This is a genomic window from Phytohabitans kaempferiae (assembly GCF_042433955.1).
Lineage (GTDB): Bacteria > Actinomycetota > Actinomycetes > Mycobacteriales > Micromonosporaceae > Phytohabitans > Phytohabitans kaempferiae.
This window is the reverse complement of sequence record NZ_JBHLUH010000053.1, coordinates 1-13,052: the sequence shown is the minus strand read 5'-3', so window position 1 is coordinate 13,052 and position 13,052 is coordinate 1. Positions and strand designations below refer to the sequence as shown.

The following is a 13,052-nucleotide window of genomic DNA, read 5'->3' as shown; positions in this document are numbered from 1 at the left end:
CCCGGGACCGCACCACGTTGCGAAGGAGGGACGATGCGAAGACATCTCGAACCGGACGGGCGACGGCGATGGTCCGCCTGAGTCGGGACCATCCCAGCCGTGCCACCGGGCCGGCGTCCCGCACTCACCGCGTCCGCGCCGTGGTTCGTCGCGGCCACCGAGGCGGCGGCATCCACGTCACGCTCGCTGGCGTCCTCTCCGCGGCCAGCGTTCCTCGCCTGATGCAAGCGCTCCGATCCCTGTCAGCGACGGACACCGCCACCGTCGCGGGCACTGCCGTGCTGCGGATCTTCCCCGAATCGCGGGTCGTCATGCGGGGAGAACATCGCCTGCCGCTGACCCGGCGAGAGTTCGACTTGCTGCTGTTCTTCGTCGGGCGCCCGCGCCAGGTGTTCACCCGCAGGCAGTTGCTGTCCGCCGTCTGGGGACACGAGCACGCCAGCGAGCGCACCATCGACGTCCACATCAGACGGTTACGGGCCAAGACTGGCCAGCCACTGGTGGCCACGGTGTACCGGGTCGGTTACCGGCTGCATGAGGACACGGTGGCCATCGTGATCCGCGAAACCTGATCTCGACAGCCTCCACGGACTCGTGCTACCTTCCGGCTCGTCAAATGAGATTGGATTTCATTTCCAATAAGGTTTAGGGGGAGGATTTTGAGAACCCGAACAAGACGCATGCGCGGACCCCTGGCCGCGCTGGCGGCGGGAGCGGTGGCGGCGGCGGTCGTGGTGGCGCCGTCTCCGGCCGTCGCGGCCGAGCAGGTGGTGCTGTCGAAGGGGCATGTGGACGCGATCGACGTGCACTACGAGGGCGGCGCGTTCGTGCTGAAGGTGCGCGACGACACGGTGGCGCCCGCGGTGACCCGGGACCCGGCCGACGTCATCTTCCACGCGCTGCCGGAATCCGAGATCGCCGTCCCGGATGTGCCCAGCTACGCGTTCCTCGGTACGCCAGGTACACCGGTGTGGATCCTGCCGCAGGTGCAGGACCCGAACCTGCTGTGGCCGGGCTGGGAGACGCTCAACCTGCCCACCGGCACGTTCGCCGGCGGGAAGATCCGTCTGAGCCTGGTCGGCGTCGAGGGCCCGGGCCGGGTGTCGGTGTTCATGAACGACGCCTTCGGCAATGCCCAGGTGCTGTTCCGCAGCGACGATGGCCTGCCGGACGCGATCGAGGTCGGCGACCACGTGCACGCCCACGCCAACTGGGCCTTCGGCGCGACCGGACGCTACACCTTGAAGTTCCAGGCCGACGCCACGCTGACCGACGGCACTCCGGTGTCCAGCCCTGTGGTCGACTACACGTTCGTGGTCGGCGAGCTGACCGACCCCGACCCGGAGGTGGCGCTGGACATCTTCGGGCTGCAGGACAGCTACACACCGGGGCAGCAGGTCAACCTTGTCGCGTTGCAGACCCCGGAGACGGACCTGGACCATTACCACTGGTTCAGCAAGTGCCCGGGTGCCGCCGACTTCGCGGTGGTCTCCGGGGAGTTGGCCGCGGCGTACTCGTTCACCGCTACCGAGGCGCTCAACGGCTGCCAGTACAAGGCAGTGCTGTACGACGACGACCACAACGCGGTGGCCGAGGCGGCGCCGGTGACCCTCGTGGTCGAGGGCGGCGGCGGACCGGGCGAACCGGGCGCCAGCCAGTCGATCACCGCGACGGTGCGAGAGGCCGATGGTGCGCTGGTGCTCAGCGTCGACCCGAACGACCGTACGGTCGCGTTGCCGGCCACGACCCTCGGCGCCGCCGGTGACCGGCTGGAGGCCGCTGGGGCGCTGCGCCCGGTGACCGTCACCGACACCAGGGCGGCCAAGCCGGGCTGGAACGCCGCCGGCCAGGTCTCGGCCTTCACCGCCGACGGTGGCGCCAGCTTCGGCGGCAAGTACCTGGGCTGGTCTCCGCAGGTGCTCACGCAGGCCAGTGGGCAGGGTGTGGTGGCCGGTCCGGTCGCGCCGCCCGGGTTCACCTCCGGTAACGGCATCGCCGGTGGCGCGGTGCTGGGTTCGGCTGCGGCCGGCAGCGGACGGGGCACGGCCCAGCTCGGCGCCGAGCTGCGACTGGAGTTGCCGACCGAGACCGGGGCCGGCACGTACACGGCGACCCTGACCCTGACCGCGATCTAGCCGTGCGCGTTCTCCTTTCGATGGTGGCCGTCCTGGTCGGCGTGTTGCCGGCCGGGGCGGTCGCCGCCGCTCCAGCGCCAGCGCCAGCGCCGTCGGCGTCGGCGTCGGCGCCAACGGTCGGTGCCGCACCGCTCACCTGGGGGGTGGCACCGTCGACCCGGAAAGGTCCGGACGGGCGAGCGGCGTTCAACTACAAGCTCGACCCGGGCGCCGAGCTGACCGACTACGCCGGTATCTCCAACTACTCCGGCCAGCCGATCACCGTCGACCTCTACGCCAGCGACGCGTTCACCACCCCCAGTGGCGGCTTCGACCTGCTGCCCGCCGCCCAAGAGCCGACCGACGTCGGCACGTGGGTGGCGTTCGAGTCGAGGTATCGGCGGCTGGTCATCCCGTCCAAGTCCAGAGTGGACGTACCGTTCCGGCTGACCGTGCCGCGCAACGCGACCCCTGGCGACCACGCGGGCGGGATCGTCGCGTCGATCGCCGAGCCCGGCACCGACGCCGGTGGCAACCGGGTACGGGTCGACCGGCGGGTCGGCGCCCGGATCTACCTGCGGGTCACGGGCGAACTCGCCCCAGCGTTCACCGTGGAGCGTCTCGACGCCGGCTATGACGGCACCTTCAACCCCCTCAGGGGCGGCACGGTGACCGCGACCTATCGGGTACGCAACACCGGCAACGTCCGGCTGACCGGCACGCCACGGGTCGAGGTCGCCGGCCCGTTCGGTATCGGCCGACGCTCGGCTGGCGCGGCCGCGTTGCCGGAGATCCTGCCCGGCGGCGAGTACACGGCGACCGTCCAGGTACGCGGCGCGGCTCCGCTATTCCGCCTTGACGTCGACTTTGGACTGTCACCGGTCGCGGTCAACGCCAGCATGCCGGTTCCAGCGGCCACCGGCCACACAGCCGTGTGGGCATGGCCCTGGCCGCAGGCGGTACTGCTCCTGCTTCTGGCCGCCGGGGTCTGGCTGCTGCTGTACCGGCGGCGGGCCCACGCCCGCGCGTTGGCGACCGCCCGCGCGGAAGGTCGTGCCGAAGCGACGACCTCGCCGGAAACGGGTCCGGAACTGTCCGATGCCAATCCAACGAAATCACGAGGGACTTGACGCGATGAAACGCACCGCCGGCCTGCTGGCCGCCATCACCCTGGCGATCGCCACCTACCCGGCCGCGGCCCACGCTGAAACTCCAACGCTGCTCGTCTCGGGCGCGGACCTTGTCTCGATCCGTCTCGACGGCGAGGCGCTTTCGCTACGGGTACGGGACGCCGTCCAGGCCCGTCAGGGAGAGGCCGGCCACGACCCGGGCGATGTCACGTTCGACGCGAGCGGCGGCACGGCCGGCGTCGTGCCTGACCGCGCCGACTTCGGTTTTCTCGGCAGGCCGGGCACACCCGTCTGGGTGCTGGGCGGCGCCGGTGGTGGTTTCCCGGTCTGGGACACCACCGCGATCCCGCGCGGGCGGGTGACTGGCGAGACGGTCATGCTGGGGCTACACGACGTCCAGGGACCGGGTACGTTCCACGCCTACACCCTGTCCTCCTTTGGCGTACCGCGGCCGCTGCTCGGAACGACCGACGGCGCCCCCCGCAGCATGACGCTGCCAACCGGCGCGCGTACCGGCGCCGCGCTGTGGGCGTTCGACACGCCGGGCAGCTACCAAATCACCCTCGACGTCTCGGCCCAACAGGCCGGCGGGGAATTCACTACCCGGGCGACGTACCAACTCGAGGTGCCGGCGATCGCACCCGCTCCGCTGCCGCCCATGCCACCGCCGGCCCTAGCCGTCCCGCGCGCGGCCCCGGCGCCGGACGCCCAGGCACCCACGAGTGCGCTCGCCGTACCCAAGGCGGCTCCGGCGCCGCAGATCGCGGCTCGTGCGGCCGCCGCACCAGCCACCGGGCGCAAGGTCGTCGCCGACGGCCATATCGACATGGGGCCACAACTGGACGGGAACACCTGGCGGATCCGGATCCGCGACGACAGCGGCAGCCCACCGGTCTGGCGAGAACTGTCCGATGTGGTCATACACGCCGTCGACAAGGCGAAGATCAAGGTGCCGTCCGGCGCCGACTACGCCTTCCTCGGTCCGGCCGGGTCGGACGTGTGGCTACTGCCCCAAGCCCAGCAGTCCGGCATCGTCTGGCCGGGATGGAACACCCAGGATCCCTCCGTCGTCAACGGTACGCAGGGCAACGTCACCTGGCGGCTCACCAAGGTCGACGGGCCCGGCCAGTTCAAGCTCTTCCTCACTGGCTCGTTCGGCAAGCCGGACGTGCTGTTCGACTCCGCCAAGGCCCTGCCCCAGCAGATGTCGATCGCGCCGAACACCCACGCGCACGGCAACTGGGCATTTACCAAACCTGGCGTGTACCACCTGGGCGTCCAGATGACGGGCACCACCAAAGCCGGTAAGAGCGTTACCGACACCCGCACCCTGAACGTCGCGGTCGGGCCGGTCGACCCGGACACCGCGTTCGGCAACGGCTCCTCCGGTGGTGGCGACTCCAATGGTGGCGGTTCCGACGGCGGCGGGTCCTCCGGTGGAGGCAATCTGGCTCGTACCGGGGCCGGCTGGTTGGTTCCCGCCACGGTCATCGGTCTGCTGCTGCTGGTCCTCGGCGCCGGATTGGTCGTGGCGACCCGGCGGCGGCAACGCCCGCATGGCACCGCTGAGATCTCTTAACCGCACGGACACCACTCCCTATCGATATTGGTTACCATTTCTATTAGGACGGTCCACTGGGGACCGTCGGGGAGGAGTCTGTTCCGTGCGCACCTCCATTCGAGTGCTCGTCATGGCGGGCGTGATGACCGGGGCCTTGATCGCGGCAGGCGGACCGGCCCAGGCGTCCGGCCAGGTCGTGATCAGCCAAGGCCATGTCGACGTGGTCGGCGTGGCCTACGAGGACGGCGAGCTCAACCTTCACATCCACGACGGGAGCGTCGAGCCGGGTGTGGAGCGCGAGCCGCACGAGGTCAAGTTCCAGGTGCTTCCCGAGGCGGAGACCACCGTCCCGGCCAACCCCGCCTACGGCTTCCTGGGCAACGCCGGCGACCCGGTGTGGATCCTGCCCCAGGTGGAGAACCCGGACCTGCTCTGGGCCGGTTTTGGCGCCGAGGAGATCGAACCGGGTGTGTTCCAGAACGACGCGGTGCAGGTCAGGTTCTGGATCAGTGCCGGCCCTGGCGACGTGGCTGTCTACACCGAGGACGCCTTCGGCCTGCCCAGCGAGGTGCTCGTCGACACGGGTGACGGCCTGCCCGACACGGTGACTCTCACCGCCGGCGACCACCTGCACGCCAACTGGGCCTTCGAGGAGCCCGGCCACTACTGGATCGTCGTCAGTGCCAGCGGCAGGCTCGCCGGCACCGGCGAGACGGTCGTGGATGCGGGCCTCTACCACTTCCAGGTCCTCAGCTAGGAGGCACTCGTCATGCGCATCAGAACCCGGCTGCTGGCGCCACTGGCGACAGCGGCGGTGCTGGTCGGCACGCTCGGCGCCGCACCGGCGCAAGCCGCCCCCGTCACCCTGTCCAGTGGGCACGCCGACGTGCTCGACGTGGACTACATCAGCGGTGCGCTTGTCCTGCGCGTGCTGGACGGCACCGGCACCACGGACGTCGAACGCAACCCCGCCGACGTCATCTTCCGAGTGCCGGTGGCCGCCAAGACCACCAGCGTGCCGGGCACGCCGGACTGGGCGTTCCTCGGCACCGGCGGCACCGCCTGGATCCTGCCCCAGAACCAGGTTTCCGGCCTGCTCTGGGCCGGCTGGAACACCACCGAGGTACCGGCCGGCGTGTTCGTGGGCGACAAGGTCACCTTCAACCTGACCGCCGTCAGCGGCCCGGCTGGCTTCAGCGTCTACACCGCCGCCGGCGGCACACCCACGGTGCTGTTCGACAGCGGCGACGGGCTGCCCGACAGCCTCGACGTCGCCCGACTTGCCCACACCCACGCCAACTGGGGATTCGACGCGGCCGGCACCTACACCGTCACCTTCAACGTCACCGGCACGCTGGTCGGTGGCGGCACTGTCAGTTCCGGTTCCAAGCAGTTCACCTTCCAGGTCCTCAACAGCTGACCTGGCTCGCCACAGAAGCAGGTCCCCGCCGCTCTCCCGTTCGCGGCGGGGACCTCTGCGCTCTCCGGTGGGCATGAACACCACTGCGGACTAGAATGATAATCATTCCCAGTACCTGTGTGGTGGCAAGGGGGCTGTGATGACCGACGAGACGCCGGGCCGCGGGCGGCAAACCCGGCAGCGGCTTCAGGTCACGGCCCTGCTGGAGGAGTCGGACGAGTTTCGCAGCGCCCAGCGGCTGTATCAGCTACTGCGGGCACGCGGGGTCCCCGTCGGGCTTACCACGGTGTACCGCACGCTGCAGATCCTCGCCGACGCGGGTGAGGTCGACGTGGTTCGGCTGCCCAGTGGCGAGCACATGTACCGGCGGTGCGGTACCGCCCACCATCACCACCTGGTTTGCCGGCACTGCGCCCGCACCGTGGAGATCGCCGGGCCCGCCGTCCAGAGGTGGGCCCGGCGGATCGCCGAAGAGCACGGCTACGTCGACGTCGCGCAAACCCTTGAACTGTTTGGCACCTGCGCCGATTGCGCGACATCGGGCGCGAGTTGAGTCACGCTCGATCGGCCCGTCAGTCGGGGACAGCGCCGCGCCGGCCGGTGGCCAGGATCGTGGGATGAATGACAAAAGAAGCCCGGCTCGTCCACCACGTAACGAGGGCTACCGGGGGTAAGCAGCTGCTCTACTTCGGACAGATCGGCAGGTGTGAGGCCGACCTGGGCGCCGCATCTGGCAGCGGACTCGCGCAACTCCGGCAGTACCGCCGACGCCAGGTACGGGCGCACGGTCGGGTCCACGTCGAGGGGGAAACCAACCCGCGGAAACACTCGCAAGGTGACGTCCCGCAGGCCGGCGGCCAGCAGCCAGGCCAGGTGGCGTTCGTAGTGGTGCGGGCCATGGTCAGGCAGGTTCCATCGCAGCTGGGACGCCGCGCGCAGCAGCCGCTCCAGCCGTGAGTGACCTGGCAGGAACATCGCCTGGTAGTAGTTGCTGTGGAACAGCGCCACGACGCCCCCCCGGCCGGACCGCTCTCGCCATCTGGGCGACGACCGCGGCGGGGTCGTCGAAGTTGCCCGGCCAGATGACGTCGTTGCTCCAGATCGCGTCGAAGGCTTCCTCGGTCAGCATGCCTGTCGCGTCACCGGCCTGCACGGTGACCCGCTTCGCCACGTCGTGGCTCGCCGCGTGGGCCGCGGCGAGATCGGCGACCGCGGGGTTGAGGTCGATGGCGAGCACCTGGCCGGAGGGCCCGACGGCATTCGCCAGGTGCGGAATCGCGCCGCCTGCGCCGGTGCCCATGTCGAGCACGCGCCCCCCGACCGGTAGATCCAGCGCGGCGATCGCTTGGGCTACGGCGGCGTCAACGAAGTCGCGGTTCGCGGTCAGGTACCCGACCAGACGGGAATCGAGGTCCGCGGAGGTCATAATGAAAACGATAGCCATGTGCGATAATCGTGGCCAGTGACCGTGTCGACCACGAAGGAGAGACATGAAACCTGGGATCCATCCCGAGTACCGTCCGGTGGTCTTCCGCGATCGCGGCGCCGACTTCGCCTTCCTGACCCGGTCCACAGCCACCAGCGACAAGACGATCGAGTGGAGCGACGGCAACACCTACCCCGTGATCGACGTACAGATCTCCTCGGCCAGTCACCCGTTCTGGACCGGCCGGCAGCGGCTGCTGGACACCGCCGGCCGGGTGGAGAGGTTCCGCGCCCGCTACGCCCGGGTGCGTCCGCGAAGCCAGCGGAGCGGCGGCGATGACTGAGGGTCGGGCCGGCGTCCGGCTCGGTGCCGTCCAGCAGACGTTGATGATCCCGCTGTACGGGCGGTCCGTCGAAAGCCGCAAACGACATCCCCTGCTCAGCGACCCGCGTGCGGTGCAGATCGTCGAATCGGTGTACGACTTCGCCAAGCTGAAGGCGTTCGCCGGCGGGGCACGGGGAGCGGTGCTGCGGACCGCCATCTTCGACGTATGGGTGCGGCAGTTCCTCGCCGAACACCGCGGCTGCGCCGCCGGTTCTTGACCGACACCGACCGGCGGCGCATGCTTGCCGGCTCAGTGCTGGACCCGGCATGGGTCGAGGCGGTGCGAGCCACCGCGGGGCCGTACCTGTTCGTAGCCGACGCGGTGCTGCTGTACCTCGAACCGGACCAGGTGGAGCAGGCGATCACCCTCATCGCCGCCAACTTCCCCGGTTCGCTGCTGGCCTTCGACACCGGCGGCCACGTGATGGCGGAGTCGGTGAACCGCAACGACGTGATGCGTGACATGCAGGTGCGCATGACGTGGGTGTGCGAGGACCCAGCCGCGCTGGAACACCTGGGTATGCGGCTGCTGGACTCGCGGATCTTCGCCCAGCCCCAGCCGGTGCTTCGCGCCCGGATGCCCCTGCGGTTCCGGGCCCTGTCACTGCTGATGGGTGTGCTGTTCCGCCGGCGGGTGCGCGCCTACCGCCTCAACCTGTTCCGGGCGCAGGTGGGATCAGGCGACGGTTAGGGGTGCTCTCGCCGAGCCCGCTGCCGCATCGGCTCGGCAACCAGCAGCAGACCGCCGGGCCGCAACGACCGTCGGATCTCCGCGTACAGCTGTCGGACCCGGCCTTCGGGAAGGTAGTGCAGGGTCATTACGGCCAGCACCAGGTCGTACGGGCCACCGGCGGCCATCCGCCACCGCGCGCTGCTCAGGTCCGCCTGCCGGACCGCGGCGCCGGGTGCAGCCAGTCGGGCCAGCGCCAGCAGGACCGGATCGAGGTCCAGCAGGCTGACTGCGCAGGCAGGCCATCGGCGAAGCAGTTTCCGTGTGGTCGTGCCCGGCCCGCCGCCCAGGTCGAGCGCCGCCACCGGTGCCTGCCCGAGCACTGTCTCGGCGGTCTGCATGCCGGCCATCATCAGGTCACCACGCCCCGGCAGGAACCCGTCCATCATGGACTCCCACTCGCGCAGCCAGCGGTCGACGTCACCAGCGACGCAGTGCTCACCGATCATGCTGGTCCCAGCCGGGCCGACCCCGGTGGCGAACCGGCGGACCCCACGGCGGCTCGGCGAGCTGGCACCGGCAGGGCCGGCGTCGCGCCGACGACCTGTCCGGGGGCAGACGTCGCGACGACCGGCCCTGCCGGTGGTCCGGGGCGAAGGCTGGCACGGCCGGCCAGCGTCGCAGCCGGCGACGACTCGCGCCGGCGGCCGGGAGGCGCCGCTGCCAGGCGGGCCGGTCGGCTACGGGTTCGCCACACACCAGGCAGGCTACACAGAAATGAAAACCGAATCCAATAGGTTCAGGTGGCGGCGTTGCCGTCGGTCCGCAGATCTGGGGCGGGGAAGCGGCCGGCGAACGGGTCGGGGTAGTCGCGCCAGGCAGTCGCGCCATCGGCGAGTTCGGTGTCGGTGAGCAGGCAGCCGGACAGTGTGCGCTGCAGGTCGGCGGCGTCGAGATCGAGGCCGATGAAGACCAGGTGCTGGTGTCGGTCCTCGTAGTACGGGTCCCAGTCGAACGCGGCGGCGAGGCGACGGTCGTCGGAGGCCAGGTCCCAGCAGTCGTCGGGCACGGCGGCCAGCCATCGGCCGAGGGTGCCCAGGGTGAGCCCGCTCGCCGTGAAGTCCCACGCGACGACGGTGTCGGGTTGGCTGGCCAGCCACAGATGGCCTCGGGAGCGGAGCACGCCGTCCTGGAGGGTTTCGAGCGTGTCGTAGAGCCGTTGCGGATGGAACGGTCGGCGGGCCCGGAAGACCGCGGACACGATGTCGCACCGCGGTTGGGGTTCGTGTACGCCGAGCGGATACCCCTCGAGGCCGCGAGCCAGAACACCGGGGACCTGTGGGCGGTGCCCGCTGTGGCGTAGGTGCCGGACGAGGCCGGCGGCGTCGATCCGGTCGCGAGCCACGGGCAGGCACGGGACCCACGGCGCGAGACGGTGAAGGAGGGCCTGTGCCTGCGCGGTAGCCAGCGGATCGGCGCGCGACTGCCACAGCACCAGCGCGTCGGCGCACTCGATCTGCCGTACGACCACGTCGGCGACCGCGCGACAGTCGTGGTCGCCAGCCTGGATGCCGAGGGCGACCAGATCGTCGTCTGTACCCAGCCCATCCAGCAGGTGCTCCGCGTCGACCACCGTGACGTGTGACCGGACGCGGACCAGGTCGCTCAGCGGGACTCCGCCGACAAGACAGTGCGTGCTGGCGGCGCAGACCGTCTCGGGATCGGCCTCCTCTGGCAGTACGAGTACGACGTCGCGGGCCGGACGGCTGCCGGCCAGACGCGCGAGGCTGGGAAGGACATCGTCACGCAACCTGTCGGCCGTGGCGTTCGGGCCATGGCGGATCAGCGTCACCGACGGGTCGGCCGCCACCAACGCCCGCGCCACCGCTTGGGTCGCGCCGGACCAGAAGCCGTACAGCACCGTCAACGACGGACGCGCCGCGGCGTCCACCGAGGCGTCAGGCGCTGGAGCCACAGGCGAAGACGACATACCGAACCCCCTATTGAAAACGGTTCCCATTACACTATAGGCTCGGTTGCGATCCAGAAAGGGAGGGGCAGATGGCCCGCCAGACCGACGTCCGACCGGTGATCAAGCTCAGGAGCACCGCCAGCACCGGCTACACGTACGTGACCCGCAAGAACCGTCGCAACAATCCGGACCGCCTCGTGCTGCGCAAGTACGACCCGGTGGTGCGACGCCACGTCGAGTTCCGTGAGGAGCGCTGATGGCGCGCAAGAGCCTGGCGAACCGGCAAGCCCGGCGCGAGGTCATGGTCGCCCGCCATGCCGAGCGGCGCGCAGACCTCAAACGCCGGATCGCTCATCCGGACACCGACCCGCGGGAACGCGCCGAGGCAGTTCGCGCGCTGGCTGGTCTACCCCGCGACTCCGCTGCGGTACGGCTACGTTCCCGTGACCAGGTCGACGGGCGGCCGCGCGGTGTGCTGACCCGGTTCGGGCTATCGCGGATAAGGTTCCGGCAGATGGCTTTGCGTGGCGAACTGCCCGGCATTCGCAAGGCCTCCTGGTAACCCCGCCCGACCATGCGTTCCGGTGACGCCGGCCATGACGCCGGCTCGGATTACGCGATTCGGCTGGCGTAGATCGAACGCGCTCTGGCCGACGCTGATCCCGTGCTGGCCTGGCGGCTGCGTCACCACACGCTCGACCATCCGCCGCGGGCGCGTCCGGTGACCGCGCTGGGTCGCATACCTGCTCGCGGCCGCACCGCTGACCATCGGCATCGTGCCGATTAACCTCATCGTGGTCGCCGTGCGCGATCGGCACAGCTCTCGCCGCAGCGGCCAACCGGCCCTGCTCATTGGCCTGACAGGGGCAGGAAGCGGTCGCCGGCGCCAGCGGGCAGGCTCAGGCGGGGCAGTCAGGACATCTGCCGAAGATTTCAACGGTGTGGCCGACATCGGTGAAGCCGTGTTCGCTGGCGACCTTGTCTGCCCATCGTTCGACCGCCGGGCCGCGTACCTCGACCGTCCTGCCGCAATGCCGGCAGACCAGATGGTGGTGGTGGGTGCGGCTGCACCGGCGAAACAGCTGCTCCCCGGCATGGGAGCGAGTCGCATCGACCTCACCGGCATCGACCAATAGCTGCAAGGTGCGGTAGATGGTGGTGAGCCCCACCTTGACGCCCCGTTGCCGCAACGTCTGATGGAGGTCCTGCGCGGCGCGAAAACCATCGGTCTCTGCCAGCAGCGCGAGCACCTCGGCCCTCTGGCGCGTGTTACGCGTCGCGTTGGGGATCGGTTGAGTCACTGCTTCGTCAGCTCCATCGAGTGGTCGGGCGTGCTATCAGGTGAGACAGGGGGATCGGCACCTCCACGCCGCACCGACCAATTATGCACCAACTCGCATATGCTCTGGCGGCGGCGCGGGCACGGGGTCGGCCACCCATAGCTGACACGCGGCGCGCACTGTCCGGCAGGCCATCGCCGTCACCCTCGTCGCCAAGGACTACGGAAACCTCGCCGTGCTCGCTCTCGGCGACGGACAGGCCGGGGGCCTGACCTGCGCGTGGACCGGGACACGTCGCGGGCATCGACCGCATTCTGCGCGACCCGAGGGTCATGCTGGGCGAGTCGTCGATCAGCCGCCACGTCGCCCGCCTCGCCGCTGCGGGTGGAGTAGCCGAACGCCCGTTCCAACGACGGGAAGATCGCGGTGAGCAGCTCGCGGAGCCGATTGACCCGCGTACCCAGTCGGCCATCAGGTCGGCGCGGTGGGCGACCAGTCGCGACAGCTCCACCACGGCGTCGGCCGGGGTGGACAGTTCGGCGAAGTCGCGGCGCAGTCGTGGGGTGTCGGCGATGACCTGAGCGTCTCTGGCGTCGGTCTTGCCCTCGCCGGTGAACGCGCGGCCATCCGGTTGACGGTGCGGCCAAGAACGTAGACCACCCGCTGACCGGCAGCGACCAGCAACGCCAGCAGCAGCGTCGCTGCGGCACAGGTTAGATCGACAGCCCACCGGACCTGGTCGGAGGTCTGTCCGGCACGGGCAATCAGCGCCTCGATCGCGGCCTGGGCGCTTAGCACGCGCACCGACCACACCGGTCGGCCCTCGGCATCGATAGCCACCGCGTGTCATCGAGGTGGGTGATACGGGTGTCCCGCACCGGGTTTGATGGAGACATCGAAACCTGGGAGGAACACCAGCGATGCCCGCACCGAAGAAGTACTCCGACGAGCTACGTGAGCGCGCGACCCGGTTGGCGGTCGAGGCCCGCCGGGACCCGGTGTCTGCGGTCGGCGCGATCCGGCGGATCGCCGACCAGTTCGGCGTGCACCCCGAGGCGTTGCGGGTCTGGGTGAAGCAGGCCGAGACCGACGCCG

17 protein-coding genes and 1 pseudogene are annotated in these 13,052 nt (G+C 69.9%); 13 read left to right on the top strand and 5 right to left on the bottom strand.

Translation table 11 applies throughout. The features are described from left to right. The first annotated feature begins 221 nt into the window (after positions 1-221). The 7 genes from ACFFIA_RS25285 (at position 222) to ACFFIA_RS25255 (ending at position 6,778) form a co-directional block, all read left to right on the top strand. Complete coding sequence (locus ACFFIA_RS25285; RefSeq protein ID WP_377254546.1) at positions 222-572, top strand: winged helix-turn-helix domain-containing protein; 351 nt, start codon at positions 222-224, stop codon at positions 570-572. 108 nt (positions 573-680) lie between these two features. Further along, positions 681-2,135: a choice-of-anchor M domain-containing protein gene (locus ACFFIA_RS25280; RefSeq protein WP_377254543.1), complete on the top strand. Its 1,455-nt coding sequence runs from the start codon at positions 681-683 to the stop codon at positions 2,133-2,135. A 2-nt stretch (positions 2,136-2,137) separates the two neighbouring features. Continuing rightward, positions 2,138-3,244 (top strand): WxL protein peptidoglycan domain-containing protein, encoded by a 1,107-nt coding sequence (locus ACFFIA_RS25275; protein ID WP_377254540.1) that lies wholly within the window; start codon positions 2,138-2,140, stop codon positions 3,242-3,244. Between the two features lie 4 nt (positions 3,245-3,248). Then, positions 3,249-4,823, top strand: coding sequence for a TIGR03773 family transporter-associated surface protein (locus tag ACFFIA_RS25270; RefSeq protein ID WP_377254537.1), 1,575 nt, complete (start codon positions 3,249-3,251; stop codon positions 4,821-4,823). Between the two features lie 85 nt (positions 4,824-4,908). After that, positions 4,909-5,562: a choice-of-anchor M domain-containing protein gene (locus tag ACFFIA_RS25265; RefSeq protein ID WP_377254534.1), complete on the top strand. Its 654-nt coding sequence runs from the start codon at positions 4,909-4,911 to the stop codon at positions 5,560-5,562. Positions 5,563-5,574: 12 nt separating this feature from the next. Next, the gene (locus tag ACFFIA_RS25260; protein WP_377254531.1) at positions 5,575-6,225 is read left to right on the top strand and encodes a choice-of-anchor M domain-containing protein; all 651 of its coding nucleotides are present in this window, start codon (positions 5,575-5,577) and stop codon (positions 6,223-6,225) included. Between the two features lie 139 nt (positions 6,226-6,364). After that, the gene (locus ACFFIA_RS25255; protein WP_377254528.1) at positions 6,365-6,778 is read left to right on the top strand and encodes a Fur family transcriptional regulator; all 414 of its coding nucleotides are present in this window, start codon (positions 6,365-6,367) and stop codon (positions 6,776-6,778) included. A gap of 348 nt (positions 6,779-7,126) precedes the next feature. Here the strand turns inward: ACFFIA_RS25255 and ACFFIA_RS25250 are convergent, their stop codons facing one another. Beyond that, positions 7,127-7,651, bottom strand: coding sequence for a class I SAM-dependent methyltransferase (locus ACFFIA_RS25250; protein ID WP_377254525.1), 525 nt, complete (start codon positions 7,649-7,651; stop codon positions 7,127-7,129). A gap of 64 nt (positions 7,652-7,715) precedes the next feature. Between ACFFIA_RS25250 and ACFFIA_RS25245 the strand changes: the two genes are divergently transcribed. Genes ACFFIA_RS25245 through ACFFIA_RS25235 form a run of 3 tightly spaced genes read left to right on the top strand, consistent with a single transcriptional unit; the run spans position 7,716 to position 8,726 of the window. Beyond that, positions 7,716-7,994: a type B 50S ribosomal protein L31 gene (locus tag ACFFIA_RS25245; protein WP_377254521.1), complete on the top strand. Its 279-nt coding sequence runs from the start codon at positions 7,716-7,718 to the stop codon at positions 7,992-7,994. Then, positions 7,987-8,253: a hypothetical protein gene (locus ACFFIA_RS25240; RefSeq protein ID WP_377254518.1), complete on the top strand. Its 267-nt coding sequence runs from the start codon at positions 7,987-7,989 to the stop codon at positions 8,251-8,253. Before ACFFIA_RS25245 ends, ACFFIA_RS25240 begins: the two co-directional genes overlap by 8 nt. Further along, positions 8,250-8,726, top strand: a complete 477-nt coding sequence (locus ACFFIA_RS25235; protein WP_377254515.1) for a hypothetical protein — start codon at positions 8,250-8,252, stop codon at positions 8,724-8,726. Before ACFFIA_RS25240 ends, ACFFIA_RS25235 begins: the two co-directional genes overlap by 4 nt. On the opposite strand, the gene ACFFIA_RS25230 is transcribed toward ACFFIA_RS25235, so the two are convergent. Both ACFFIA_RS25230 and ACFFIA_RS25225 read right to left on the bottom strand, forming a co-directional pair. Next, the gene (locus ACFFIA_RS25230) at positions 8,723-9,214 is read right to left on the bottom strand and encodes a class I SAM-dependent methyltransferase (RefSeq protein ID WP_377254512.1); all 492 of its coding nucleotides are present in this window, start codon (positions 9,212-9,214) and stop codon (positions 8,723-8,725) included. The genes ACFFIA_RS25235 and ACFFIA_RS25230 overlap by 4 nt on opposite strands. Positions 9,215-9,504: 290 nt before the next feature. Beyond that, on the bottom strand, positions 9,505-10,695 hold the full coding sequence (locus ACFFIA_RS25225; protein ID WP_377254509.1) for a CobW family GTP-binding protein: 1,191 nt from the start codon (positions 10,693-10,695) through the stop codon (positions 9,505-9,507). Between the two features lie 71 nt (positions 10,696-10,766). Here ACFFIA_RS25225 and rpmG point away from each other — a divergent pair, with 71 nt between their 5' ends. Both rpmG and rpsN read left to right on the top strand, forming a co-directional pair. After that, entirely contained in the window at positions 10,767-10,934 is a 168-nt protein-coding gene (gene rpmG / locus ACFFIA_RS25220) for a 50S ribosomal protein L33 (protein ID WP_377254506.1), read from the top strand. Continuing rightward, positions 10,934-11,239, top strand: a complete 306-nt coding sequence (rpsN, locus tag ACFFIA_RS25215; RefSeq protein WP_377254503.1) for a 30S ribosomal protein S14 — start codon at positions 10,934-10,936, stop codon at positions 11,237-11,239. Before rpmG ends, rpsN begins: the two co-directional genes overlap by 1 nt. A 337-nt stretch (positions 11,240-11,576) precedes the next feature. Here the strand turns inward: rpsN and ACFFIA_RS25210 are convergent, their stop codons facing one another. Next, positions 11,577-11,978: a Fur family transcriptional regulator gene (locus ACFFIA_RS25210; protein WP_377254500.1), complete on the bottom strand. Its 402-nt coding sequence runs from the start codon at positions 11,976-11,978 to the stop codon at positions 11,577-11,579. Between the two features lie 7 nt (positions 11,979-11,985). Next, positions 11,986-12,755 (bottom strand): annotated as a pseudogene (locus ACFFIA_RS25205) (IS110 family transposase). 122 nt (positions 12,756-12,877) lie between these two features. Between ACFFIA_RS25205 and ACFFIA_RS25200 the strand changes: the two are divergent. Continuing rightward, positions 12,878-13,052: transposase (locus tag ACFFIA_RS25200; protein ID WP_377254587.1), on the top strand; the 175-nt coding region annotated here is incomplete at its 3' end.